The sequence below is a fragment of the Nocardia sp. NPDC050406 genome (assembly GCF_044459025.1).
Classification (GTDB): domain Bacteria; phylum Actinomycetota; class Actinomycetes; order Mycobacteriales; family Mycobacteriaceae; genus Nocardia.
This window is the reverse complement of the sequence record NZ_JBITIM010000002.1, coordinates 986545-1010491: the sequence shown is the minus strand read 5'-3', so window position 1 is coordinate 1010491 and position 23947 is coordinate 986545. Positions and strand designations below refer to the sequence as shown.

The window sequence follows — 23947 nt, the reverse complement described above, 5'->3', positions numbered from 1 at the left end:
CTAATACCGAGACGTCAGGGCAGGTCCCGAAGGAACTTGTCCAGATAGGTCCAGGTGGTCTCGCGCGCCAACAGGATGCCGAGGTGACTGCCGGGAGCGGTCTCGTAGCGAACGTCCGGGGAACCGGTCAGGGTCTTGGTGCCGTGCTCGACGGCGGCCGCCGCGGTGATGGCGTCCTGGGGACCGCCGACCAGGAGGACGGGGACGGTGACGTCGGCCAAGGCGATCTGGCGGCTACCGAGGTGCACCACGCCCTTGCCGATGTCGTTGGCCATCATGAAGCGCCGCCACAGCTGGTTGTAGAAGCGCGCCGGGTACCCGGGCAGCGCGTTCTGGAACCGGTCGATGGTCTCCATGCGCGCCAGAGTGGCGGTATCGGTGAGGTTCTTGGCAATGAACCACGGCCGCTTGAGTTCCCGCTCCCACGCGGTGACGCGGTAGGCGATGCGGGTGATCGGCGCGGGAATGCCACCGGCCGCGGCCACCGCGGCGACCGTCACGCGATCACCGGTGACCTTGATGAGCTGCCGCAACTGCGGCATGCCGACCATATGGTCGTAGCTCAGCGGCGCGCCCACCGCGGTGATGGAGCGAATCGGCAGCGTCGGATCGGCCGCGGCGGTCAGCAGTTCCAGCACACCGCCGATGGACCAGCCCACCAGATCCACCGGCCGCCCACCCCGATCGGCGGAGACCTGGCGAATCGCCTCGGGCAGGATGTCGTCGATCCAGGTCTCGAATCCCATGTCCCGGTCGCCGTAGTCGATATCGCCGTAATCGACCAGATAGGGCGCGCGCCCCGAATCCAGCAGGAACCGCACCAGACTCTGATCGGGCCGCAGATCGAAGCAGAAGGCGGGCGCGGCCAACGGCGGCACCAGCAGGACGGCGGGCGCGTCCGCGGCGGCCCCGTCGTAGCGACGCAGCAGTCGGTGCGGCCGGTCGTCCAGCACCGTGGCGGGGGTGGATTCGGGCGTCTCGATGCCGTCGCCGAAGGTCAGGGCCCACGCATTGCGCGCGGCGAGTGTCACGGTGTCTGCCAAGCTCACGTACACAAGTTCGCATATACTGCTACACGGTGTAACACCTATGTGATGAACTCAACTGCGAAGCACCCCCGACACGCCGGTCGCGAGGATCGAATTATCCTGCGCCACAGCGCTTGCCGCCGAATTCCCGGACCGCTCCGACATCGCTCGAAGGCCGCACCCCGACCCCGAACAGCGCAATAGAACCGCGTAATTACGGTGGCGGGAAATGGGTCGTAGACCGTATCACGCTACAATCTCTGCGGACAACGAAAATTTTCGCTCGATCCGGTTTGCCGCGAGTGCCGCGAACCACCCGAGTGGAACCCGAAGTCCATGGAAAATGTGCGCGCACCAGATCCACTTCATCTCAGCGCCGCGCCAGGTAGATGCCCACTTCTTCGGTCCGTGAGAAGACCGGCCAGGGCATCCCGCTGCGGCAGATGACACGGATGGATCAGTGGTCGTCGCGGACCGACCGGTCCGCCCCACGCCTCGTGCGCGCGAGACGCGATTACGAGGAAGGCACGAACCCTGAGCAAGATCACCGTAGAGCAGGAACCCGGCGTCGCCGACACCCTGCTCACCGCAGAACTCGACGACACCCACACCGCTCCCACTTTCGCCGAATTGGGCGTGCGCGAGGAAATCGTCCGCGCACTCAACGAGATCGGCATCGAGCGCACCTTCGCCATTCAGGAACTCACCCTGCCGCTCGCACTGGCCGGTGAGGATCTCATCGGCCAGGCCCGCACCGGTATGGGCAAGACCTTCGGCTTCGGTGTGCCGCTGCTGCATCGCATCGCCACCACCGATTCCGGCACCACCCCGCTGGACGGCACCCCGCGCGCACTGATCATCGTGCCGACGCGTGAGCTGTGCATCCAGGTCACCCAGGACCTGGAGAACGCCAGCAAGTACCTGAAGAACCAGAAGGGCTCGCTGAAGGTCACCTCGATCTACGGCGGCCGCCCCTACGAATCCCAGATCGCGGCGCTGCGCGACGGCGTCGACGTGGTCGTCGGCACCCCGGGCCGCCTCCAGGACCTGGCCGAACAGGGTCACCTGGTACTCGGCAAGGTCGGCGTGCTGGTGCTCGACGAGGCCGACGAAATGCTCGACCTTGGCTTTCTGCCCGATATCGAGCGGATCCTGAACATGGTCCCCGAACAGCGCCAGACCATGCTGTTCTCGGCGACCATGCCCGGCCCGATCATCACCCTGGCGCGCACCTTCCTGCACCGGCCCACCCATATTCGCGCCGAGGAAGCCAACGCCACCACCATCACCGAGCGCATCTCGCAGTTCGTCTACCGCGCGCACGCGCTGGACAAGAGCGAACTGGTGGCGCGCATCCTGCAGGCCGAAACCCGTGGCGCCACCATGATTTTCGCCCGCACCAAGCGCACCGCGCAGAAGGTGGCCGACGATCTGGCCGAGCGCGGCTTCGCGGTCGGCGCGGTGCACGGCGACCTGAACCAGGTGCAGCGCGAGAAGGCGCTCAAGAAGTTCCGCGAGGGCAAGATCGACGTGCTGGTGGCCACCGATGTGGCCGCGCGCGGTATCGATATCGACGATGTCACCCACGTGGTGAACTACCAGTGCCCGGAGGACGAGAAGACCTACGTGCACCGCATCGGCCGCACCGGCCGCGCGGGCCGCACCGGCGTCGCCATCACCCTGGTCGACTGGGATGAGCTGAACCGTTGGGCCGCAATCAATTCCGCGCTGAAGCTGGATATGCCGGAAGCGGTGGAGACCTACTCGCGCTCGGCGCACCTCTACGCCGACCTCGGCATTCCCGAGGGCGTCACCGGCCAGCTGCGCAAGCCCAAGCCCGCCCGCGACGAGGACGCGGTGGTGGTGGAGCGCGAGCCGCGCGCACCCCGCAAGCGCAATCGCAAGCGGACCGTGCGCGGTCGGCCGCTGGAGCAGGGCGCGGAGACGGTCGAGACCACCGACTCGACCGCGCCCGAGGCGACCGCCGAGACCACCGAGGACGCCGCCGACCGCCCCGGTCGTCGCCGCCGTCGTCGGCGCGGCAGGGGTTCGGGCTCCGAGGCCGCCGCGGCGGGGAACGTCGGCGAGCAGACCACCGACGCCGATTCCACTGCGGCCGAAGCGGTTTCGACCGCCGATCCCGACGCGTCCGGCCCTGACGCCGGTGCGGACAAGCCCGCCCGCCGTCGTCGCCGCCGTCGCGGCGGTTCCGAGGCCAGCGCGCCTCGCGACGACAGCGCCGACGCGGACGAGTCGAACGACGCCCCCGCGGTGCAGGCCAGCGCCTCGACCGCGCCCGCCGAGACCACCGCACCGGTCGACGCCCAGGCCGTGACCACCGCGGGCGACGGCACGACCGAGGATGTGTCCGCCACAACCGATTCCGCCGAAGCGGTCGCCGCGCCGAAGAAGCGCACCCGCGCCAAGCGCACGGCGGATACCACGGTCGCCACCGACACCGCCGAGACCGCGCCCGCGAGCGACAGTGTCGCCCAAACCGATTCCGCCGCAACGGATTCGGAGGCGACCCCCGCCCCCAAGAAGCGGACCCGAGCCAAGCGCGCCGCCGCTGACGCCACCGACGCCGTACGCGACGACGCGGCCGCCGCTTCGGAGGAGCCCGCCGCTCCCAAGAAGCGGACCCGAGCCAAGCGCGCGGCAGCGGACACTGCCGAGGCGGGTGTCGAGGCGCAGAGCGATTCCGCCGCAACGGATTCGGAGGCGGCCCCCGCCCCCAAGAAGCGGACCCGGGCCAAGCGCGCCGCGGGTGATACCGCCGACACCGCCGGTGCCGTGCGCAACGATTCCGCCACCGCCGACGCGGAGGCGCCCGCCGCGCCCAAGAAGCGCGTGCGTGCCAAGCGGACCGCCGCCGACAGCGCGCAGAACGGTTCGGACACCGGCGCCGAGGCGGAGGCCGCCGAGTCGGCTCCTCCGGCTCGTCGCCGTCGCCGCAAGGCGGAGACCGAGACCGCGTCCGCCGAGGTCGGCACCGACACCACGGTCGCCGCGTCGGCCTAGCCGCGCGAATCGGTTAGTCTCGCAGACGTGCTCGCACCTGAGCGGCGGACGCGCGCCGATATCGTCATCGCTGCCGCGATCGCCGCTCTGGTGGCGATCGCGGCGGTGGTGATCTGGTTCACCAGTTCCGCGCGCGGGACCGAATCGGTCACCGCCGATAAAACCCTCTCGGCCCCACCGACTCCCAGTCAGGTCCCCACCGACCTGCGCGAACTCTGGCATGCCCCGGATGCGGCGGCCCAGCGCGCACTGGTCACCGGCGGCGTCGCGCTCACCGCGGACGGCGGCACGGTGACCGGGCGCGATCCGCGCACCGGAGAACAGGTCTGGAAGTACGAGCGCGATATTCCGCTGTGCGGGGTGGAGACCCAGTTCGGCACGGTCGTGGCGACCTATCGCGACGACCGCGGCTGCAGCCAGACCACCCAGCTCTACGGCGAGTCCGGCAAGCGCCAGACCGCGCGCTCCAGCTATATGGACGATGCGGTGCGGCTGTCGGTGGACGGCACCTACGTGCTCGCCCTCGGCTCCGACCGCCTGGAGATGTGGCGCTCGGATCTGGTGCGCACCCTCGAGTACGGCAAGGTCGACGCGCCGGTGAATCCGCACACCCAGCCGCGCTCGGGTTGCGAACTGCTCTCGGCCACATCGGGTTCCAGCCGTCTGGCGGTATTGGAGCGCTGCCCCAAGGACAATGCCGACCGGCTCACCCTGCTCAATCCGGCACCCAAGGACGGCACGGTGCCCGAGGAGTACAGCTCCCATGTGCTCACCGAACCGGGTGGCGCGGCACCGGGTGCGCGCGTCCTCGCGGTCTCCGACAGCCGAGTCGCGGTCTTCCTCCCCGGCGTCGATGCCACCCCGCCGCAGATCGCCCTGTTCGACATCTCCGGCAATCCCATTGCCACCTACCCGATTTCGACGAATCTCTCCGATCAGGCGACGGTCACTCGCATCGGTGCGGTCTTCGCGGTCTTCACCGGCAATTCCCTGATCGCCCTGAACTCCAGCACCCTGGCCCCCACCTGGACCTACGAGGGCGCGGTGGGCAGCCCGGCCCTCATGGCGGGCCAGCTGATCGTCCCGGTCGCCGACGGCTACGCCACCCTGACCCCGGACTCCGGCGCGCAGAACAAGCGAATCCCGCTGCAGCGCAGCGACTATCACGGTGAGCCGATCTCCCTCGCGGTGGTCGGGCCGACCATCCTGGAGCGCCGCGACAACCAGCTGTACGCGGTCGGCGCCCCGTAAGTGGCTCGACCCTCCAAGGTCGCCCGCACCAAGCCCGGCAGTCCAGTGCCACCGTCCGACTCCGCGGCAGCGCGAACCCTATCCGGTGCGTGAAGCGCGTCTTGTTGTCCAGGCGCGTTCGCCGCGAGGCCGGGCGTATCGGGCATGATCGAATACATGGCCGCTACCGAACACCGCTTGGTCCTCCTCCGCCACGGCGAGACCGAATGGTCGGCCGCGCGCAAGCACACCGGCCGCACGGATATCCCGCTCACCGCCGGTGGCGAGACGCAGGCGCGGGAGGCTGGAAAGGTGCTCGCGGGGCTGGGGCTGCGCGATCCGCTGGTGTGGAGCAGTCCGCGGCAGCGGGCGGTGCGCACCGCCGAACTGGCCGGGCTTCCCGAGCCGGTCCTCACCGACGATCTGGTGGAGTGGGATTACGGCGACTACGAGGGCATCACCACCCCGCAGATCCGCGAAACCGCACCCGGCTGGACCATCTGGACCGGCGTCACGCCCAACGGCGAAACGCCCGAAGAGGTCACCGCACGCGCCGACCGACTGCTGGCCCGCGCCGAAATCGCCTTGGCCGACCGCGATGTCGTCTGCGTCGGCCACGGCCATTTCTCTCGCGCGCTCATTGCCCGCTGGCTCGAATTCGAGGTGCGCGAAGGCCGTCGGTTCTTCCTGTCCACCGCCGGTATCAGCGTCTTGGGCCACGACCACGACGCGCGTACGCTGCGGGCGCACAATCTGATCGCCCACCTCGACGACCTGTGAAAGGGGATCGATGATCCGCCGCGCCACCCCCGCCGACATTCCCGCCCTCGTGGGACTGGTCCACGATCTGGCCGAGTACGAGAAGGCCGCCGAGCAGTGCCACCTCACCGAGGATCAGTTGCGCACCGCGCTGTTCGGCGACTCCCCCGCCGTATTCGCCCATGTGGCAGAGGGTTCCGAGGCGGAGGGCGTGGTCGGCTGCGCGATCTGGTTCCGCAACTTCTCGACCTGGGAGGGTGTGCACGGCATCTTCCTGGAGGATCTCTACGTCAAGCCGGTGGCCCGCGGCCGCGGGTTCGGGAAGTCGCTGCTGGTCGCTCTCGCCCAGGAGGCCGTCGAACAGGGCTATGGCCGCGTCGACTGGTCGGTCCTGAAGTGGAACACCCCGTCCATCGACTTCTACGAGTCGATCGGCGCGGTCGACCAGAACGAGTGGACCAACTACCGCCTCACCGGCGACGCCCTCGCCAAGCTCGCCGCCTCGTAATTCGGAGCGCGGTTCGACCGAGGGATCGCGTCGAGAGCAACCGCCGACCCCGCTCGGCCACCCCGACATGGTCAAGTGACCAAAAGCCGTCTACGTGGCATTCAGCGGGGTTTTCGGCCCCTCGGGGCGCGGCGCTACTCCGAGGTGTCGTACCCGGCGGCCATCCACCGGATCGAGGCCGGGGCGAAGAGGGTCACCAGCGCGGCGACCGCGACCAGGGCCAGCGGGACGGCCAGGTCGAGTCGATCCGAGGTGACCATGTACCAGGCCACGCCGAGCAGCAGCAGCTGCGTGATGACGGCGATGGCCCGTCCCCAGCGGCGGCCGCGCAGCAGCGCCAGGCCCGCGGCGAAGACCGCGCCGCCGACAATGGCCGCGTAGGCGGCGGTGAGGTAGCTGTTCTTGGCGCTCTGGGCGGACCCGTTCACGCCCATCACCACGAGCACGACCATCGCCACCAGACCGAGTGCCCCCTCGAGGGCGACCAGCGCGCCCGCCGCCCGCACCGTCGTCGGCACGGCCTCGGTCGCCGCGTTCTTCCCACCGGAGTTCTGCTCAGCCACGCGCACAGCCTAACGACCTGCGCCGCAACCGCTACCGGCGCGACCGGCCGGAGCCGCCGAGCCGCCATGGTGTGACTCGGACGACTCGCACACGGGTTCGCTCAGTAGGCTGCTTCGAGTGCGGACGCTGTTGATCGTGAACCCCAATGCCACTTCCACCACCCCCGAGACTCGCGATCTACTGGCCCACGCCCTGGAGAGCCGCACCCAGCTCACGGTCGTGCACACCGAGCGCCGCGGACACGCGGCGGAATTGGCGAAGTGGGCCGCCGATACCGCGATGGACCTGATCGTGGTGCACGGCGGCGACGGCACGGTGAACGAGACCATCAACGGCTTCCTGCCATTGCCCGGCACGCCGGGACAACGCGACCGTCTGCCGCGTTTGGGAATCATTCCGGGCGGTTCCGCGAATGTCTTCGCCCGTGCCCTGGGTATCGATGCGGATCCGGTCCGCGCCACCAACCAGTTGATCGATCTGCTCACCGTCGAGAAGGACCGGCGCATTGGTTTGGGCATCGCCGACGACCGCTGGTTCATCTTCAGCGCCGGTGTCGGACTCGACGCCGAGGTCTGCGAGGCCATTGATGCCAAGCGCGCCAACGGGCATGCCGCGACTCCGGGTCGCTATCTGCGTACCACCGTCAAACAGTTCTTCAAGGCCAAGCGCCGCGATCCCTTGGTGCGCGTAGCGATTCCGGGTCACGAACCGGTCACGGAGGTGCATTACGCATTCGTGACCAACGCCAGCCCCTGGACGTACCTGAACAACACGCCGGTGCGCACCAACCCGGGCACCTCGTTCGAAACGGGTCTCGGCGTGTTTGCCATGCGCACCATGAGTGTCGTCAAGACCCTCGGCATCGCCCGCCAGTTGCTCTCCCCCACCGGAGATCCCAAGGGGGACAAATTGTTTCGCGTCGACGATGTTCCGGCGGTGCGAATCGAGGCGGACGAGCCGATCGGTTTGCAAATCGATGGCGACTTCATCGGCCGACGCAACATGGTGAATTTCACATGCGTCCCCGACGTTCTGGAAGTCGTCGCGCCGCAGCCCTAGTCGGCTCGACACACCTGAGAAACATCGCCGATGGGCTGCGAAAACCTGCCCGAGCGAGTACAAATGATCAGGCAGGCCCTCGATGTAGGGGTCTTACAGCGTGAGCTTCCCCACGGTGCACCAAACAAGTATTGACATCTACGGTGTTCGTGAAAGCATTCACAAGCAACCGTGCGGAAACATTCGAGTCGCACAAGTGAACGGACCACAAACCCGAAGGGCAGCGTCATGCGCATGCCCTAGCAAAGGAGCAGAGGAATGGACTGGCGCCACAAGGCCATCTGTCGCGACGAGGACCCCGAGCTGTTCTTCCCGGTGGGTAACAGTGGTCCGGCGCTCGCGCAGATCGCCGACGCGAAGCTGGTCTGCGCACGCTGCCCCGTTACCGCCGACTGCCTCTCCTGGGCTCTGAAGTCCGGGCAGGATGCCGGTGTTTGGGGCGGTATGAGCGAAGACGAGCGTCGCGCTCTGAAGCGTCGCAACGCGCGTACGCGCACCCGCACCGTCGTCTAGTTCGACGACTGGCGTTACGACCGCAGCCCCACGACGGTCGGCAGCGCATTTCGGCCCGGCACCAACCGAAGGTGCCGGGCTTTATTGTTCTCCCCCGCCTCTCCGCGACTTCAGCGCACGGCGAAGAGCCGTTGACGCCCATTTACGCGTGCCGCCGGTCGGGTGCCAATCCGATTCTGGGCGTACCCCCTGAGTTACCCCGATCGTTACGAAATCAGTTGTCACGACGCCAACGGAATTCGTATGCGGTCGCTATAAATATGCGAATTGGCTAATTGGCGCGCCGCCGCCTCGAGGTCCGCCTCAGCGGGCCGAGCGGCGGCCGAGCGGGACGCGGAGTACGGCGTCGGTGCCGATATCCTTGCCCGGGTGCAGGCCGATGGAGCCGCCCAATTCCGCGGTGACGAGGGTGCGCACGATTTGCAGGCCCAGGCGGTCGGAGGCCTCGAGGCTGAAACCGTCGGGCAGGCCGCGTCCGTCGTCGCTGATGATGACGTCGAGCCAGCGCGCCGAGCGCTCGGAACGGATTGTTACCGTACCGTTCTCACCCGAGTCGAAGGCGTGCTCGATGGCGTTCTGCACCAGTTCGGTGAGCACCATGACCAGCGGCGTCGCGCGTTCGGCGGAGAACACGCCGAGCGATCCGGCGCGGCGCACCTTGATGCGCGCGGTGTGCACGGTCGCCACATCCGCCATGATCGGCAGCAGGCGGTCCACCACCTCGTCGAGATCGACCTCCTCGTCGACCGACATGGAGAGCATTTCGTGCACGGACGCGATGGAGGTGACCCGGCGCACCGATTCGGTGAGCGCCAGCCGCGCCTCCTCGTTCTCGGTGCGGCGGGCCTGTAGTCGCAGCAGTGCGGCCACGGTTTGCAGGTTGTTCTTCACCCGATGGTGGATTTCGCGAATGGTCGCGTCCTTGGACAGCAGTGCCCGGTCGCGCCGCTTCACCTCGGTGACATCGCGCACCAGCACCGCCGCGCCACCGAGATCGCCGTGCGGTCGCAGCACCAGTGTGCGCAACAGCACCGTCGCCCCGCGCGCCTCGACTTCCATTCTGCGCCCGGCCTTTCCGGCCAGCGCAGCCTGAATATCGCCGACCACCTCCTGCGCGTCGAAGGGATCGGTGATGAGCGAGCGCGTGGTGAGCGCGAGATCCTGACCGACCAGGTCGTTCTGCAGCCCCATGCGGTGATAGGCCGAGAGCGCGTTGGGGCTGGCGTAGTCGACGATGCCCTCGGTGTCGAGGCGAATGAACCCGTCCCCGGCGCGCGGGCTGGAGTGCGACCCAGTGCGATCCTCGAGGGTCGGGAAGGTGCCGTCGTTGACCATCTGGCACAGGTCGTCGGCGCAGGACATGTACGCGACCTCGAGATTGGAGCGCATCTTGCGGCGCTGCACATCGGTATCGCGGCCGAGTACGGCGATCACGTGTTCACCGACCCGCACCGGAATGCCCTCGCGAATCACGTGCACCGGATGCGGGTGATACACGCCCGCGGCCTCGAAATCCGCGTCGACCCGCACGATGTCCCCGCTCATCAGCGCGTCGAAGACCTGCGGATGATCCTCTTTGAGCGCCGTGGTGCCGACCAGATCCTCGGGGTGCACGGTCGGCGCGGTGGTCGGTCGGCACTGGGCGACACACACCACGTCCGCGCCCTCGGAGACCGGACCCGCCCCCACCCAGAGCGTCAGATCGGCGAAGGACAGATCCGCCAACAGCTGCCAGTCACCCACCACCCGCTGGAGATGATCGACCGCCGCGCCCGGCAGATCCGTGTGCTCGGCCAGCAGTTCGCTCAGTGTCGACATTCACCCACGCCCTTTCACGTCGGGTGTATGGTCGCACGCTGGCCGTCGGAAGACCTTATCCGGGAAGGGCTTATCAGGCGATGGTGGCGATGAGATCGCCCTTCTGCAGCACCTGTCCGACCTCGACATTGATCGAGGACACGGTGCCGGGGGCCTCGGCCACCACCGGAATCTCCATCTTCATGGACTCGAGAAGTACCAGGGTGTCGCCTTCGTTGACGCTCTGTCCTTCGGTCGCGACGATCTGGAAGACGGTCGACACCATCTCCGCGAGCACTTCTTCGGCCATGGGCACCCCTTGTCTCCTGTTGATCTCGGACCGCTGAAGGTACAGCCAACCACACGTGAAAGAATGTCCTTCAATCAGAAGGGAGACTACCCATGGGTAAGCGTGGACGTAAGAAGCGCAGTCGGAAGAAGAACGGTGCGAACCACGGCAAGCGGCCGAACGCCTGAGCTTCTCGACTAGCTTCGAAAAGCATTGAGCGGCACGACTTCCCACATGGGAAGCGTGCCGCTCAGCTTTTTCGGGGTGTCGCCGACGAGGCTATTCGCCCGTGTCGACCCGGCGCGTCTCCACCTGGGTGAAGCTGCGGATCTCCACGGTCAGCCGCTGGCGCAGCGAGTCCGGGGCCTTGTCGCCGCCGCACTTGCGGTTCAGCAGGCGCTTGAGCTTCTCCTCCAAGCCGTACTGCTCGATGCACGGGGAGCAGTGGTCCATATGGTGCTGGAGCCGATCACGGGTGGCCTGATCGCACTCCCCGTCCAGGATCAGCCAGACGTCGGCGAGTACCGCCGAGCAGTCCAGGTCCATATCGTCGCTCACTGGGTGACCTCCTGACGCGTGCTACCCGATCGGTTGAATCCGCGTTCCCGCGCGACATCGGCGAGCAGCCCCTTGAGCTGCTTGCGACCGCGGTGCAGCCGGGACATCACGGTGCCGATCGGGGTTCCCATGATCTCGGCGATTTCCTTGTAGGGGAAGCCCTCCACGTCGGCGTAGTACACCGCCATCCGGAATTCCTCCGGCAGCTCCTGCAACGCCCGCTTGATGTCGTCGTCGGGCAGCGCCTCGAGCGCCTCCATCTCGGCCGAACGCAGACCCGTGGAGGTGTGCTCGGCGGTGGAGGCCAGCTGCCAGTCGGTGATCTCGTCGGTCGGATACTGCGCGGGTTGGCGCTGCTTCTTCCGGTAGGAGTTGATGTAGGTGTTGGTCAGGATGCGGTACAGCCAGGCGCGCAGGTTGGTGCCCTCCTTGAAGGAGCGGAACCCCTGGTAGGCCTTGGCGAAGGTCTCCTGCACCAGGTCCTCGGCATCGGCCGGATTGCGGGTCATCCGCAGCGCCGCGCCGTAGAGCTGATCCAGCAGCGGCAGCGCGTCGCGCTCGAACCGCTGCGCCAGGTCCTCGGCGCTGGCGGTGCTGCGCACCGCGCCCGCCTCGTCGTCGACGGTCAGGTCGTCGATGCCCTCGTTGGTGGCCGCGTCGTCATCGCCAGGGCGATCGACAGCCATTTCGTCGTCGCTCGTCACGCTCATCCCTTCGATCGCCGTAGCTTGTGAATCTACCGCGAGCGGGATGAGCGTTGTGAATCCGGCATCGATGGCGGCCAGCCCCGGTGGCGCTGTCCGAGCGAGCGGCGCGAGCCCGATCGGGCGGTTCTCGACCATGACGGCCACCGGCGTCTCCTTCGCTTGCTTGACTGTTGCGGCGGACCTTCGCGGTCGCGCATGGCGTGCAACATGCCGAATGGTCGCGGTGTTCCCGGGGCCATGGAAATCGGGTGTCGGGGCGCGGGGGCGCCTGGCTAGGCTCGCCCGTTATGGCTGCTGCTCCCACTCCGGCGATTCGCGCACTGGTGCAGGCGAAGGTCGAGCACCGCGTGCACTCCTACACCCACGATCCGCGCAGTGACTCCTATGGGGCCGAGGCGGTCGAGGCATTGGCCGCCGAACTCGGGGTCGGCGCCGAGCAGATCTTCAAAACCCTTGTGATCGAACTGAATTCGGGTGGGCTCGCGGTGGCGGTGCTGCCGGTGCCGAATACCTTGTCGCTCAAGGCCGCCGCCGCGGCGCTGGGCGGCGGGAAGGCCGCCATGGCGGACAAGGCCAAGGCCGAGCGCACGACCGGCTATGTGCTGGGCGGCATTTCGCCCCTGGGCCAGAAGAAGCGGTTGCCGACGGTGATCGACGAATCGGCGCTGCGGTGGGATCGGGTGCTGTGCAGCGCGGGCAAGCGCGGATTGGAGATCGAGGTGGCCCCGGCGGATCTGGTGCGCCTGACCAACGCCGTCACCGCGCCGGTCGCGGCGGGCTGAGTTCACAGCGGCGCCGCATGGTGTCGGCGCGCACACATACTTGCCTCGCACAACTAGTTGTCTGTTACAAATAGTTGTTCAGTACAAGCAAGGAGGTGTGCCGCCGCCGTGACCACCGCTCGCCCCACCGCCGCCGAGATCTCGTCCGCCGACGCTCCGGACGCCCTCATCGACGGCGTCGCCCAGCAGCTCACGCGCCTCGGACGCCTGCGCGACCGCACCACCGCGCATATCCACGCCCTCAGCAATGGCGAGGTCGAGCCCGCGTCGTTCGCGATCCTCTTCCAGCTCATCTGCCACGGGCCGATGCGCTCGGGCGCACTGGCCGAGGCGCTGTACTCCGATGCCTCGACCATCAGCCGCCAGGTCGCCACACTGGTGAAACGCGGACTCGTGCAACGCCGGGCCGATCCGACCGACGGGCGAGTCAGCGTCATCGCCGTCACCGAGGCCGGACGCGCGGTCGCCGACGAGATCCGCCGCCGCCGCAATGCCTCGCTGCGCCAGGTCATGGCCGACTGGCAGCCCGGCGAACGCGAGATCTTCGCCGCGCTGCTGCGCCGCTTCGTCGACGACTACGAGCACACCCGCAGCGCGCTGTTGGCCACCATCTTCCCGAATTCCGACGACGCGAATTCCGAACCCGCGGAGAGACATTCGTGACAGCCCCGACCGAATCCCCGAACGCCGCGGGATTCACGCACAAACAGATCCTCACCATCCTCAGCGGACTCATGCTCGGCATGCTCCTGGGCGCGCTGGACCAGACCATCGTCTCGACCTCCATTCGCACCATCGCCGATGACCTGCAGGGATATTCGCTGCAAGCATGGGTCACCACCGCCTACCTGATCACCGCCACGCTGGCCACGCCGCTGTACGGCAAGCTCTCGGACATGTACGGGCGCAAGCCCTTCTACCTCGCGGCCATCAGCCTGTTCGTCATCGGCTCGCTGCTGTGCACGATCGCGCAGTCGATGTACCAGCTCGCGGCGTTCCGGGCCTTCCAGGGCCTGGGCGCGGGCGGTCTGATGTCGCTGGCGCTGACCATCCTCGGCGATATCGTCGGGCCCCGGGAGCGGGCCAAGTACCAGGGCTACTTCCTGGCCGTCTTCGGCACCTCGAGTGTGGTCGGGCCGGTGCTCGGCGGTGTCATCTCCGGGCAGAGCGAGATTCTCGGCATCACCGGCTGGCGCTGGGTGTTCCTGGTGAACGTGCCCATCGGCCTGGTCGCGCTGGTGGTCGTCTCGCGGGTGCTGCGGCTGCCGAAGGTGGACAAATCCAAGGTGCCCGTGGACTGGTTCGGCGTGCTCATGCTGGCGGTGGGTATCGTGCCGCTGCTGGTGGTGGCCGAGCAGGGCCGCGAATGGGGTTGGGGCAGTGGCGGTTCCATCGCCTGCTACGTCATCGGCGTGCTGGGCGTACTGGGTTTCCTCGCGGTGGAGGCCCGGCAGGGCGATGCCGCGCTGATTCCGCTGCGTATGTTCAAGAACTCGACTTTCGCGGTGGGCGTGGGCATTTCGTTCGTGGTCGGCATGGCCATGTTCGGCGGCATCACGCTGCTGCCGCAGTACCTGCAGGTGGTGCAGGGCTCCAGCCCGACCTTGGCGGGTATGCAGATGCTGCCCCTGGTGGCGGGCATGATGACGGCCTCGATCATCTCCGGTCAGCTCATCTCCCGCACCGGCAGCTACCGGTGGTTCCCTCGCATCGGCGCGGTGCTGGTGACCCTGGGCCTGTTCCTGCTGCACTACGTCTCGGCGACCACGCAGCTGTGGGTGGTGATGGCGTTCATGCTCATCGTCGGGCTCGGACTGGGCAATCTCATGCAGCCGCTGACCCTCGCTCTGCAGAATGCCTTGCCGCCCAAGGACATGGGCGTGTCCACGGCCTCGGCGACGTTCTTCCGCCAGATCGGCGGCACGCTGGGCGTGGCGGTGTTCCTGTCCATCCTGTTCTCGCTGCTCACCCCGAACATCTCCGACGAGCTGCACGCGGCGGCGACCCGGCCGGAGTTCCAGGCCGCGGTGGCGCAGGGCGTCCGCAGCGACAATCCGGCGGATGCCGCGCTCGCCAACGGCCTGGTGCGACAGGATCATTCGGCCGCGAGCGAGGTCATGAAGGACAGTTCGATCATTCAGCAGCTGGACCCGACGCTGGCGCAGCCGTTCAAGGCCGGATTCGCCGACGCCATGGACACGGTGTTCCTGGCGGCCTCCGGGATCGCGGCGCTGGCGCTGGTGCTGGTGGCGTTCTGGAAGGAGGTGCCGCTGCGATTGGCGGGCGGCATCCAGGCGCGCAACGAGGCGCAGCGCAAGGAGGCGGAGGTCGAGGCCGCCGCCGATTCGCTGAGCTGAGCCGATCAGCGAATCGGTTATATCGGAGTAATGCGACGCGTCCGGCGCGAATCAACGGGTTCGCGCCGGATGTGTGCGTTACTGGAAACGCGCAGTTCACGGACACACGCAGTGCACAGACACAGTCGTACGACCCGAGGATGTGATGCGGAATGTTCCCCCGTCAGCGTGTTCGCGCCCTTGTCGTCACCGTCGCCGGTGCGGCCGTCCTCGCGCTGGGGTCCGGTGCGTTCACCGCCGCCACCGCGACCGCCGCGCCCGGCCTGGTCCTGACGGCCCCGGCCAATCCCAACTATCCGATGGGCACCGATCCGGGGCCCTCCGGTGAACCGAAGAAGGACAAGAACGCCGAGAAGGCCGAGGGCATCGGCGGCGGACTGGCGACCAAGGTCATCGACACCATTGCCGGAGTGACCAAGTGCGGGATCTCGTTCGCCCTGCCGTCGGTCAAGTGCAGCGTCTGATCCCGGCCTCTATCCCGAGTATTCGTGCCCGCCGCTCACTGCGGCGGGCACGGTTGTCCGCGCGCGAAGATGCTGACGCACCCGAGGCTCACAGCAGGCTGATCTGTTCGCCCTTGTCCTTCACCTCGGCCAACAGCTCCGGCCCGTTGTTCTTGACGCTGTTCACCAGCGGTGGCACCGGGCGGGCGATGATCTCGGAAATATAGCTCTCGCTGGGGTTTTCCAGGAGTTCGGCGGGTGCCGGATGGTCCGGGTCGAGCCAAGCGTCCCAGTGCTCGCGCGGCATGGGCAGCGGCATGCGGTCGTGCACCTTGGTGAGGTCGCCGACGGCATCGGTGGTGAGGATGGTGCACGACAGCAGCGGTTGCGCCTGGTCGCCCTGGTCGCGATCGCGCCAGACCGACCACAGGCCCGCCATGTACAGCCGCTCACCGTCGCCGCGCGACATGTAGAACGGCAGCTTCACGGCCTTGCCGTCCGGACCCGGCTCGGTCACCCACTCGTACCAGCCGTCCATGGGCACCAGGCAGCGGCGCTTCTTCACCGCGTCGCGGAAGGAGGCCGTGGTGGCGGCCTTGTCGGCGCGGGCATTGAACAGCGGCTTGCCCTTCGCCGGGACGCCGGGCTCGGCGGCCTTGGTCCACGGCGGAATCAGGCCCCAGCGCATTTTGCGAATACGAAGCTGGGCCGGATCCTCCGGATGGTCGCGGTCGTGCCGCTCGACCACCGTGAGCACCTGATTCGTGGGGGCCACGTTGTAATTCGGCGTGCCGGAATCATCGGTTTCGTCGATGGCGTCGAGCTCGGCGGCCAGCGTCGCCGGATTCGTCGTGGTCGCATACCTGCCGCACATGAACACCATGCTGCCACCGCGGTCCGACAGAATCCGGTTTCGCGGAGTGTGAAAATGGTGAGCTATCCATCTGATGGCAATTGACTTCACTTGTCTCGTATGAGACGTTTGCCCCATCACACTCTCACCCAAGGGATCGCCGCACATCATGTCTGCCACCGATACCGCGCTCGACAAGCGGGACGACACGCTGATTTCCGTCAACCCGGCCACCGGCGACACACTCGCCACCTACCGGATCGACGATGAGGAAGCCGTCCGCGCGGCCGTCGCCAAGGCCCGCACCGCCAGCGCCACCTGGGGCGCGCTCTCCTACGCCGAGCGCAAGAAGCATCTGCTGCGCTGGAACAGCAAGCTGGTCGAGAAGTCCGAGGCCCTCTGCGATCTGATCCACGCGGAGAACGGCAAGCCGCGCGACGACGCGTTCCTCGAGCTCATGCTCGCCCTCGAGCACATCGCCTGGGCGGCCAAGAACGCCGAGAAGGTGCTCAAGCCCAAGAAGGTCTCCCCCGGTGCGCTCATGGCGAACTTCGCGGCGTACCTCGAGCAGCGGCCCATGGGCGTGGTCGGCGTCATCGGTCCGTGGAACTACCCGATCTACACCCCGAACGGGTCCATCGCCTACGCGCTGGCAGCCGGAAACGCCGTGGTGTTCAAGCCCAGCGAATTCTCCACCGGTATCGGCAATTTCTTCGCCGCCGCCTTCCGCGAGGCGAACCCGGAACTGCCCGACGGCGTGTTCACCACCATCAACGGCTACGGGGCCACCGGCGCGGCGCTGGTGCGCTCGGGGGTGGACAAGATCGCGTTCACCGGGTCCACCGCGACCGGTAAGAAGATCATGGCCGCGGCCGCCGAGACCCTCACCCCGGTACTGCTGGAGTGTGGCGGCAAGGATGCCGTCATCGTGGCCGCCGACGCCGACATCAAGGCCGCCGCCGACGCCATCGCCTGGGGCGCGACCGGCAACAGCGGCCAGACCTGCGCCGGTGTCGAGCGGGTGTACGTGGACAAGTCGGTGGCGACCGAGCTCATCGCCGAGGTGAAGCGCATTCTCACCGATATCAAGCCGGGCTCGGGCGAGAAGGCCAACTACGGGCCGATGACCATGCCCGGACAGGTCGACATCGTGCGCCGCCACATCGAGGATGCGCTGAAGAACGGCGGCAAGGCCGTGCTCGGCGGGCCGGAATCGATCAAGGACAACTACATCGAACCGGTGATCCTGGTGGATGTGGACGAATCCTCCGACGCGGTGGCCGAGGAGACCTTCGGACCGACCGTCACCATCCGCACCGTCGATGGCATCGACGAGGCCGTGCGGCTGGCGAACAACAACAAGTACGGGCTCGGCTCGGCGGTGTACTCGAAGAAGCACGGCCTCGAGATCGCGCGCCGCCTGGCGGTGGGCTGCACCTCGGTGAACTCGGTGCTCGGCTTCGCCGCCATCGCGGCGCTGCCCTTCGGCGGCACCCGCGATTCCGGTATCGGCCGCATCCACGGTGCGCCGGGCATGCTGGAGTTCACCCAGCCGCACTCGATCGCGGTGCAGCGCTTCACGATTCCCGGTATGGCGCTGCTGTCCTACAGCCGTACCGAGAGCACCATGAAGCTGCTGCGCAAGGTCGTACCGCTGCTGCACGGGCGCAACAAGTAAGCGCGATCCACTCGCGACGCGATGCCGGTCCCCCGCTGGGGACCGGCATTTCTCGTCCCTCAGGCTCCCGATCACCGGCCCGCGCGCATAACGGTCGGCGGTCGTTTGCCGTGCGCCGAACACGAGGAGAGGGTGATAAGCGAAGATGAGGGGGTGACTTTTTGGCCCGCGCCCCATGTCGATGCCCCCGTACACGCGACCGTGACCCTGCCCGGATCCAAATCCATCACCAATCGAGCATTGATTCTGGCCGCGCTCGCGGACCAGCCCTCCACGCTCACCGGGGCGTTGCGCAGCCGCGATACCGATCTCATGATCAACGCGCTGCGGGCCCTGGGCGTCGGCATCGAGGGAGATGGCGACACGGTGACCGTGACGCCCGCCGCCCAGCTGAGTTCGGCCACCGTGGACTGTGGCCTGGCCGGGACGGTCATGCGGTTCCTGCCGCCGGTGGCGGCGCTGGCGCGCGGCGATGTGGCCTTCGACGGGGACGAGCAGGCGCGCATCCGGCCGCTCAGCACGATTCTGGACGCGCTGCGCTCGCTGGGCGTCGATATCGACGGTGACGCACTGCCTTTCGTGGTGCACGGCACCGGGACGCTGCGCGGCGGGCCGGTGACCATCGACGCCTCGGGCTCCTCGCAGTTCGTCTCCGGGCTGCTGCTCTCGGCGGCGCGGTTCGAGCAGGGGGTGACGGTGCACCATCAGGGCGCGCCGCTGCCGTCCATGCCGCATATCGAGATGACGGTGCAGATGCTGCGCCAGGCCGATGTGCGGGTGGAGGCCCCGGAGGATCCGCGCAAACCGCAGGTGTGGACGGTGTCGCCGGGACCGATTCGCGCGGTGGACTGGGAGATCGAACCCGATCTGTCCAATGCCACGCCGTTCCTGGCGGCGGCGGCCGTGACCGGCGGCGCGGTGAGCATTCCGCACTGGCCGCGCTACACCACCCAGCCGGGTGACGTGATTCGCGAGATCCTGGTGCGCATGGGCGCGGAGGCCACCTTCTACGACAGCGTGCTGACCGTGCGCGGCCCGGAACGGTTGGCGGGCATCGATATCGACCTGCACGATGTGGGTGAGCTGACGCCGACCGTGGCGGCGCTGGCCGCACTGGCCGATTCGCCGTCGCGGCTGCGCGGTATAGCCCATCTGCGCGGCCACGAAACCGACCGTCTCGCAGCGCTTTCCACCGAGATCAACCGTTTGGGCGGCAAGGTCACCGAGACCGAGGACGGTTTGATCATCGATCCGACCCCGCTGTCGGGCGGCACCTGGCACTCCTACGCCGACCACCGAATGGCCACGGCCGGAGCGATTCTCGGCCTCGCCGTGCCCGGTATCGAGATCGAGGACATCGGCACCACCGCCAAGACCCTGCCGAATTTCGTGAAGCTGTGGGAGGGCATGCTTTCCGAGTCGGGGGCGGGACACTGAGGCGGCGCGAGTACGACGAAACCGATGTCCGGGTCCGCCCGGGCAAAGGAACCCGTCCCCGCACCAAGACCCGGCCCCAGCACCTGGATGCCGAACAGGCCATGGTGATCTCGGTCGACCGCGGCCGCTGGGGCTGTGTGCTCGACAGCGATCCGGACCGGCCGCTGGTGGCCATGCGCGCGCGGGAGCTGGGCCGCACCCCGATCGTGGTGGGCGATCAGGTGGATGTGGTCGGCGATCTCTCCGGCAAGGCCGACACTCTGGCGCGCATCGTGCGCGTCGCGGATCGCTCGACGGTGTTGCGCCGCACCGCCGATGACACCGATCCCTTCGAGCGCATCGTGGTCGCCAATGCCGAACAGCTGTTCATCGTGGTGGCCCTCGCGGATCCGCCGCCGCGTACCGGTTTCGTGGAGCGCGCCATGGTCGCGGCGTATGTCGGTGGGCTGCAACCGATTCTGTGCCTCACCAAACACGATCTCGCGGCCGAATCCGAATTCGCGGAGGCCTTCGAGGATTTGGATCTCACCATCGTCTACGGCGGGATCGAGGATCCCATCGAGCCGGTGGTGGATATTCTCACCGAGAAGCTGACCGCCTTCATCGGCCACTCCGGCGTCGGCAAGTCCACCCTGGTGAATCGCCTTGTGCCCGATGCCGATCGCGCCGTCGGCGAGGTCTCCGGGGTGGGCAAGGGCCGTCACACCTCCACCCAGTCGGTGGCGCTGCCGCTGCCCGACGGCGGCTGGGTGATCGACACCCCCGGCGTGCGCTCCTTCGGCCTGGCCCACATCACGCCCGACGATGTCATCAAGGCCTTCTCCGATCTCTCCGAGGCCATCGAGGACTGTCCGCGCGGCTGCACCCATCTCGGCCCGCCCGCCGATCCGGAGTGCGCCCTGGACCACCTGCCCGGCAAGGAACGTCGGGTCGCGGCCATTCGCCTGCTCCTCAACGCGCTGAACACCAACGATCCCTGGTTCCGCGGCCAATCCACCGGCTGAGCCGAACCCTCGCCCGGTATGTCGGGATGAGCGGTTCGGTGCGGCGCGTCGTGGATGTCGAGACCGACCGGAGTGTTTGTATGCCTGTTACCGGGTAGGCAGAAGCTGACCCGATAACTCTGCGGTACAGCACAATCCGAGGAGATCCGATTATGCGTAGAACCCGCTTCACTCGTCGTTTCGCCGTCGCGCTCGCCACGGTGGCCGCCCTCGCCGGATTCGCGAGCACACCCGCCTCGGCGGAGACCAGCCTCGATTGGGACGCGGCCGTCGCGGGCTTGCGTACCGCCGCGGCGGGCAATCCGGCCGCCGAACAGGCCGTGGGGCGATTGATCGCCTCGGGGCAGCGGGCCGATGAGGTGGCCCTGCCCGCGCAACCGTTCCAGATTCCCGCGCAATCCGATATCGGACGCGGCACGGGACCCGGGGTCTACGGGTCGGGAATCGCGCTGGGGCTGGATGGTTTTCGCTTCGGATTCTTCGGTGGACCCGGCACCATCTCACCGAATCAGGCCGGGGCCAAGCTGGAAGTGGTGTGGTTCAACATCTCCAATGGGCGCAGCGGCACGAATATCCTCTCCGAGCACCAGGACATTCCGGTCGACACCACCATTCGCACCGGCGTTCTCGACACCGGCCCCGGCCTGATCGTCGCGGCCGTCTACGGCAGCCTGTGGCATCGCTGGTCGGTTCCGGTGAGCGATGCGCATCCCGACGGCTACCAATACCAGCTGGGCACCATCTCGGTCCCGTCGTTCGGGGCCGTCAGCAACTGAGTTTTCGCAGTTCACGGGCGCGGGCGGTAGTCGCCGAGGCGACGCCGCCCCACCCACCCTAGAGTTAACCAATCACGTCGGCCACAGTTACGGCACCACGGTCGTCGGAAACGCGGCCGCGCACGGTCGCGTTCTGGATGCCGACGCGATCGCGCTGGTCGCGAGCCCGGGTGCGACCGTCGACCATGTGTCGGAGTTGCATCTGACCGGGGTCCCGCAAGACCAAGTGGCGGAGCGGGTTTTCGCGACCAAAGCGGAGAACGACCCGGTTCCCTTGGCGGCTCACCGAGACGACATTCTCTTCGGTGAGGCCTTGGGTCTCAGTGGCGGTCCCTTCGGCGAGGATCCGGCCGAAGCCGATTTCGGGGCCCACGTCTTCAGCTCGGACGCGGGCAGTTCGACGCCGCTGCTCGGCTACCACACGGACGCGCACAGCCAGTATTGGGACTACAGCAACGGAGTGCCATCGGCATCGCGCCGGGTACCGCACGGCAGTACTTCGACGTCATCCGTCAGGCCTGGACGGATCTCGGTTGGCGACCCGACTCGAACGGCACCGACACTCTCGCCGGATTCGCTACGACGGACGGATACACCTTCGTGGTGCGCGACGCCGAACTACAGCCCAACGGTTTGAGTATCACCGCCGCTTCGCCATGCTTCCCCGATACGAATCGAGGCGGCGACCTTCCGGTTCAGCCGACCGAAATCAAGCACCCGTGAGCGCGGACGCCGAGGCCGCGCTCACCGAGCTGATGCGGCAAGCCGCGCGGATCGAGGAGGAGGTCGCGCGGGTTCGGGGGCATGGGGAGGCGGCGCAGGGGGCGGTGCGGGCGGAGGTGGATGCCACGGGGGTGTTGGTGGGGTTGTACATCGCCGAGACGTTGCAGGGGGTGGCGGTGCAGGACATCGGGCGGATGGTGGTGCACGCGCAGCGGGTGGCGTGTGAGCAGGCACGGGGGTCGGTCACCGAATTGCGGCGGGTGTTGACCGAGAACCCTTATGCCGCAGCGCTTTTTCATCGGGCCGCGGCGGAGGGGATGCGGTGAGCCGGTGGGGTTTCGGGGGCGGGCGCGGGACGACGGGTGAACGAGTAGCCCAGGGCTATGAGGAACAGGCCCGCGGCGAAACCGGCGAACCAGTCGCCTAGTCGGGAATAGACGGTGCGGCCGGAGATCAGGGGCATATCCGCTACGACTGTCGCCGTGGTGGTGACATCCGTTCTGGCGGAGGCTATTACGTTGCCTCGGGAGTCGCTGGCCACCAGTTCGCCCAGTTGCGGTGCGCGTGCTATGCCCATCCCGGATTCGACGCCGCGCACCACCGCCATGCGGCTGTGCAGCCAGTGATCGTCGGTGAAGTCGAGGGCCGGGACCAGGAGCAGGGTCGCGCCGAGACCGCGGTTCTTGCGGACGAGGTTGGGGCGGTCGAGGTCGAAACACACTGAGAGGGCCCAGGGTTCGCCGGGGACGAGGGTGTAGTCGGCGCCCTCGACGAATTCGTCCTCCAGCCCGGGGATGAGGTAGTGCTTGGCGTAGGTGACGCCGGACGGGTAGTCGATGGCGGCATTGATGGTGCCGCCGGGACGCGCCAGGATGAGGCCCGCGACGACATGGATTCCTCGGCGCGCGGCCACCTCGGTGAGCGGGCCGGAGAGCTGCGGCAGCGTCGCTTCGGTTGTGCGCCAGGCTTTTTCGGGCAGCACGACGACACGGACGCCTTGGTCGGCCAACCGCTCGATCTCGGTGATCGCCCGGGTGAGCATGTCCTGCCCCTCGGCGCTGTCGATGGGCACGAAATCGGGCGGCTGCGACACGGCAACGAGTCCGACACGGACAGTGGAGGTTTCATCGGTATCCCGCAGTCGCCAGGTGCCGAACGCCGCCCCGGCGACCACCAGCACCAGAGCGACCGCGGCGATGCGAAGTCGTTGCCACCAGGGGATGTACACGAGCGCGGCCACCACCGACGGCGCGAACAGAATCAGGAAGGTGAGCCCCCAGACACCGGTGACCGAGGCCATCTGCACGAAGGTGAGCACCTCGGCCTGGGTGTAGGCGATACTCCACCACGCGCCGGTCCCACCCACCAGCGACACCAGATACTCCACCGCGACCCAGCCCGCGGGCAGGGCGAGCACGGCCAGTCCCGGCCGATGTCGCAGTATCAGCGCCCGGAAGAGCAGGATCAGCAGACCGAAGGCCACCGCGGAGCCGACCAGCAACCCGGCCGTGAACGCCACGGGCTGTTCGAGCGTGCCAGTGAAGTACCGCCACATCTGCGCCTGCCCACCCAGCCAGGACAACATCCCGGTCACCAACGTGAGCAGAACGGAAACCCTTGGGGCCAGCAGCAATACCGGCAACGGCGCGAGCAGCGCCAGACCGTGTATCGGATGCAACCCGCTGCCGAAATGCCACAGCACCGCCGACACCGCCGCGACCACTACCACCATCGCCGCACGTCTCACGGCCGATCCCCTCTCCCCGGAGCCGAAAGGCCCGAAGCCACCAATCATTTTCGGGGACCACTATCCCTTCGCGCCTCACCCTGCCGTACCGGGAGCAGTCATCCCGCGGTACGT

General features: G+C 67.6%; 24 protein-coding genes and 2 pseudogenes. 18 read left to right on the top strand and 8 right to left on the bottom strand.

From position 1 onward, the window contains the following. Positions 1 to 14 precede the first annotated feature (14 nt). Positions 15 to 1049, bottom strand: coding sequence for an alpha/beta fold hydrolase (locus ACIBH2_RS17980; RefSeq protein WP_397118702.1), 1035 nt, complete (start codon positions 1047 to 1049; stop codon positions 15 to 17). 492 nt (positions 1050 to 1541) lie between these two features. Between ACIBH2_RS17980 and ACIBH2_RS17975 the strand changes: the two are divergent. The 4 genes and pseudogenes from ACIBH2_RS17975 to ACIBH2_RS17960 form a co-directional block, all read left to right on the top strand. Next, positions 1542 to 3131: pseudogene (locus tag ACIBH2_RS17975) on the top strand (DEAD/DEAH box helicase); the annotation flags it as partial. Positions 3132 to 4076: 945 nt separating this feature from the next. Continuing rightward, positions 4077 to 5300, top strand: coding sequence for a hypothetical protein (locus tag ACIBH2_RS17970; protein WP_397118700.1), 1224 nt, complete (start codon positions 4077 to 4079; stop codon positions 5298 to 5300). A gap of 156 nt (positions 5301 to 5456) precedes the next feature. Continuing rightward, positions 5457 to 6059 (top strand): acid phosphatase, encoded by a 603-nt coding sequence (locus ACIBH2_RS17965; RefSeq protein WP_397118698.1) that lies wholly within the window; start codon positions 5457 to 5459, stop codon positions 6057 to 6059. A 10-nt stretch (positions 6060 to 6069) separates the two neighbouring features. Further along, entirely contained in the window at positions 6070 to 6546 is a 477-nt protein-coding gene (locus tag ACIBH2_RS17960) for a GNAT family N-acetyltransferase (RefSeq protein WP_397118696.1), read from the top strand. A gap of 134 nt (positions 6547 to 6680) precedes the next feature. On the opposite strand, the gene ACIBH2_RS17955 is transcribed toward ACIBH2_RS17960, so the two are convergent. Next, on the bottom strand, positions 6681 to 7109 hold the full coding sequence (locus ACIBH2_RS17955; protein ID WP_397118694.1) for a hypothetical protein: 429 nt from the start codon (positions 7107 to 7109) through the stop codon (positions 6681 to 6683). A 118-nt stretch (positions 7110 to 7227) separates the two neighbouring features. Here ACIBH2_RS17955 and ACIBH2_RS17950 point away from each other — a divergent pair, with 118 nt between their 5' ends. Together ACIBH2_RS17950 and ACIBH2_RS17945 are read left to right on the top strand one after the other, a co-directional pair. After that, positions 7228 to 8169, top strand: a complete 942-nt coding sequence (locus ACIBH2_RS17950; RefSeq protein WP_397118692.1) for a diacylglycerol/lipid kinase family protein — start codon at positions 7228 to 7230, stop codon at positions 8167 to 8169. Positions 8170 to 8427: 258 nt separating this feature from the next. Beyond that, positions 8428 to 8682 carry a WhiB family transcriptional regulator gene (locus ACIBH2_RS17945; protein ID WP_011211115.1) on the top strand — a complete coding sequence of 85 codons (255 nt, stop codon included), beginning with the start codon at positions 8428 to 8430 and terminating at the stop codon, positions 8680 to 8682. Between the two features lie 303 nt (positions 8683 to 8985). Here ACIBH2_RS17945 and ACIBH2_RS17940 read toward each other — a convergent pair whose 3' ends face one another. Next, positions 8986 to 10500, bottom strand: coding sequence for a sensor histidine kinase (locus ACIBH2_RS17940; RefSeq protein ID WP_397118690.1), 1515 nt, complete (start codon positions 10498 to 10500; stop codon positions 8986 to 8988). A 73-nt stretch (positions 10501 to 10573) separates the two neighbouring features. After that, positions 10574 to 10789, bottom strand: a complete 216-nt coding sequence (locus ACIBH2_RS17935; protein ID WP_397118688.1) for a biotin/lipoyl-binding carrier protein — start codon at positions 10787 to 10789, stop codon at positions 10574 to 10576. A gap of 92 nt (positions 10790 to 10881) precedes the next feature. Here ACIBH2_RS17935 and ACIBH2_RS17930 point away from each other — a divergent pair, with 92 nt between their 5' ends. Further along, complete coding sequence (locus ACIBH2_RS17930) at positions 10882 to 10956, top strand: 50S ribosomal protein bL37 (RefSeq protein WP_157552472.1); 75 nt, start codon at positions 10882 to 10884, stop codon at positions 10954 to 10956. Between the two features lie 91 nt (positions 10957 to 11047). On the opposite strand, the gene rsrA is transcribed toward ACIBH2_RS17930, so the two are convergent. Both rsrA and ACIBH2_RS17920 read right to left on the bottom strand, forming a co-directional pair. Then, a complete protein-coding gene (gene rsrA / locus ACIBH2_RS17925; RefSeq protein ID WP_397120838.1) occupies positions 11048 to 11314 on the bottom strand; it encodes a mycothiol system anti-sigma-R factor in 267 nt (88 codons plus the stop codon). Between the two features lie 8 nt (positions 11315 to 11322). Next, positions 11323 to 12012, bottom strand: a complete 690-nt coding sequence (locus tag ACIBH2_RS17920) for a sigma-70 family RNA polymerase sigma factor (protein ID WP_397120836.1) — start codon at positions 12010 to 12012, stop codon at positions 11323 to 11325. Positions 12013 to 12320: 308 nt separating this feature from the next. On the opposite strand from ACIBH2_RS17920, the gene ybaK reads away from it, so the two are divergent. The 4 genes from ybaK to ACIBH2_RS17900 all read left to right on the top strand — a co-directional run bounded on the left by ybaK (position 12321) and on the right by ACIBH2_RS17900 (position 15636). After that, positions 12321 to 12815, top strand: coding sequence for a Cys-tRNA(Pro) deacylase (ybaK, locus tag ACIBH2_RS17915; RefSeq protein ID WP_397118686.1), 495 nt, complete (start codon positions 12321 to 12323; stop codon positions 12813 to 12815). 108 nt (positions 12816 to 12923) lie between these two features. Continuing rightward, the gene (locus ACIBH2_RS17910) at positions 12924 to 13478 is read left to right on the top strand and encodes a MarR family winged helix-turn-helix transcriptional regulator (protein WP_397118684.1); all 555 of its coding nucleotides are present in this window, start codon (positions 12924 to 12926) and stop codon (positions 13476 to 13478) included. Further along, positions 13475 to 15172, top strand: a complete 1698-nt coding sequence (locus tag ACIBH2_RS17905) for an MDR family MFS transporter (protein ID WP_397118682.1) — start codon at positions 13475 to 13477, stop codon at positions 15170 to 15172. The genes ACIBH2_RS17910 and ACIBH2_RS17905 overlap by 4 nt, the downstream gene beginning before the upstream one ends. Before the next feature lie 152 nt (positions 15173 to 15324). Next, positions 15325 to 15636 carry a hypothetical protein gene (locus ACIBH2_RS17900; RefSeq protein WP_397118680.1) on the top strand — a complete coding sequence of 104 codons (312 nt, stop codon included), beginning with the start codon at positions 15325 to 15327 and terminating at the stop codon, positions 15634 to 15636. An 88-nt stretch (positions 15637 to 15724) separates the two neighbouring features. On the opposite strand, the gene ACIBH2_RS17895 is transcribed toward ACIBH2_RS17900, so the two are convergent. Then, a complete protein-coding gene (locus ACIBH2_RS17895) occupies positions 15725 to 16489 on the bottom strand; it encodes an SOS response-associated peptidase (protein ID WP_397118678.1) in 765 nt (254 codons plus the stop codon). 148 nt (positions 16490 to 16637) lie between these two features. Here ACIBH2_RS17895 and ACIBH2_RS17890 point away from each other — a divergent pair, with 148 nt between their 5' ends. From ACIBH2_RS17890 to ACIBH2_RS17860, 7 genes and pseudogenes are all read left to right on the top strand, one after another. Then, complete coding sequence (locus tag ACIBH2_RS17890) at positions 16638 to 18146, top strand: aldehyde dehydrogenase family protein (protein WP_397118676.1); 1509 nt, start codon at positions 16638 to 16640, stop codon at positions 18144 to 18146. A 153-nt stretch (positions 18147 to 18299) separates the two neighbouring features. Further along, positions 18300 to 19583 (top strand): 3-phosphoshikimate 1-carboxyvinyltransferase, encoded by a 1284-nt coding sequence (gene aroA, locus ACIBH2_RS17885; RefSeq protein WP_397118674.1) that lies wholly within the window; start codon positions 18300 to 18302, stop codon positions 19581 to 19583. Next, positions 19580 to 20587 (top strand): ribosome small subunit-dependent GTPase A, encoded by a 1008-nt coding sequence (gene rsgA / locus ACIBH2_RS17880; protein WP_397120834.1) that lies wholly within the window; start codon positions 19580 to 19582, stop codon positions 20585 to 20587. Before aroA ends, rsgA begins: the two co-directional genes overlap by 4 nt. A 152-nt stretch (positions 20588 to 20739) precedes the next feature. Further along, positions 20740 to 21363, top strand: a complete 624-nt coding sequence (locus ACIBH2_RS17875; protein WP_397118672.1) for a hypothetical protein — start codon at positions 20740 to 20742, stop codon at positions 21361 to 21363. Next, positions 21290 to 21574: pseudogene (locus ACIBH2_RS17870) on the top strand (alpha/beta hydrolase); the annotation flags it as partial. The gene ACIBH2_RS17875 and the pseudogene ACIBH2_RS17870, both read left to right, overlap by 74 nt. Before the next feature lie 230 nt (positions 21575 to 21804). Then, the gene (locus ACIBH2_RS17865) at positions 21805 to 22086 is read left to right on the top strand and encodes a hypothetical protein (RefSeq protein WP_397121015.1); all 282 of its coding nucleotides are present in this window, start codon (positions 21805 to 21807) and stop codon (positions 22084 to 22086) included. Then, positions 22083 to 22412, top strand: coding sequence for a YbaB/EbfC family nucleoid-associated protein (locus ACIBH2_RS17860; protein ID WP_397118670.1), 330 nt, complete (start codon positions 22083 to 22085; stop codon positions 22410 to 22412). Before ACIBH2_RS17865 ends, ACIBH2_RS17860 begins: the two co-directional genes overlap by 4 nt. On the opposite strand, the gene ACIBH2_RS17855 is transcribed toward ACIBH2_RS17860, so the two are convergent. Beyond that, entirely contained in the window at positions 22382 to 23818 is a 1437-nt protein-coding gene (locus ACIBH2_RS17855) for a hypothetical protein (RefSeq protein ID WP_397118668.1), read from the bottom strand. The two genes, ACIBH2_RS17860 and ACIBH2_RS17855, sit on opposite strands and share 31 nt — an antisense overlap. Between the last annotated feature and the right edge of the window lie 129 nt (positions 23819 to 23947).

Excerpts from the sequence above, each read along its gene's own strand:
- ACIBH2_RS17965 (WP_397118698.1), top strand. The coding sequence starts at position 5,457 with ATGGCCGCTACCGAACACCGCTTGGTCCTCCTCCGCCACGGCGAGACC.
- ACIBH2_RS17960 (WP_397118696.1), top strand. The coding sequence starts at position 6,070 with ATGATCCGCCGCGCCACCCCCGCCGACATTCCCGCCCTCGTGGGACTG.
- ACIBH2_RS17945 (WP_011211115.1), top strand. The coding sequence starts at position 8,428 with ATGGACTGGCGCCACAAGGCCATCTGTCGCGACGAGGACCCCGAGCTG.
- ACIBH2_RS17940 (WP_397118690.1), bottom strand. The coding sequence starts at position 10,500 with ATGTCGACACTGAGCGAACTGCTGGCCGAGCACACGGATCTGCCGGGC.
- ACIBH2_RS17935 (WP_397118688.1), bottom strand. The coding sequence starts at position 10,789 with ATGGCCGAAGAAGTGCTCGCGGAGATGGTGTCGACCGTCTTCCAGATC.
- rsrA (WP_397120838.1), bottom strand. The coding sequence starts at position 11,314 with ATGGACCTGGACTGCTCGGCGGTACTCGCCGACGTCTGGCTGATCCTG.
- ACIBH2_RS17920 (WP_397120836.1), bottom strand. The coding sequence starts at position 12,012 with ATGGCTGTCGATCGCCCTGGCGATGACGACGCGGCCACCAACGAGGGC.
- ybaK (WP_397118686.1), top strand. The coding sequence starts at position 12,321 with ATGGCTGCTGCTCCCACTCCGGCGATTCGCGCACTGGTGCAGGCGAAG.
- ACIBH2_RS17900 (WP_397118680.1), top strand. The coding sequence starts at position 15,325 with ATGTTCCCCCGTCAGCGTGTTCGCGCCCTTGTCGTCACCGTCGCCGGT.
- ACIBH2_RS17895 (WP_397118678.1), bottom strand. The coding sequence starts at position 16,489 with ATGTGCGGCAGGTATGCGACCACGACGAATCCGGCGACGCTGGCCGCC.
- ACIBH2_RS17890 (WP_397118676.1), top strand. The coding sequence starts at position 16,638 with ATGTCTGCCACCGATACCGCGCTCGACAAGCGGGACGACACGCTGATT.
- ACIBH2_RS17875 (WP_397118672.1), top strand. The coding sequence starts at position 20,740 with ATGCGTAGAACCCGCTTCACTCGTCGTTTCGCCGTCGCGCTCGCCACG.
- ACIBH2_RS17855 (WP_397118668.1), bottom strand. The coding sequence starts at position 23,818 with ATGGTGGTAGTGGTCGCGGCGGTGTCGGCGGTGCTGTGGCATTTCGGC.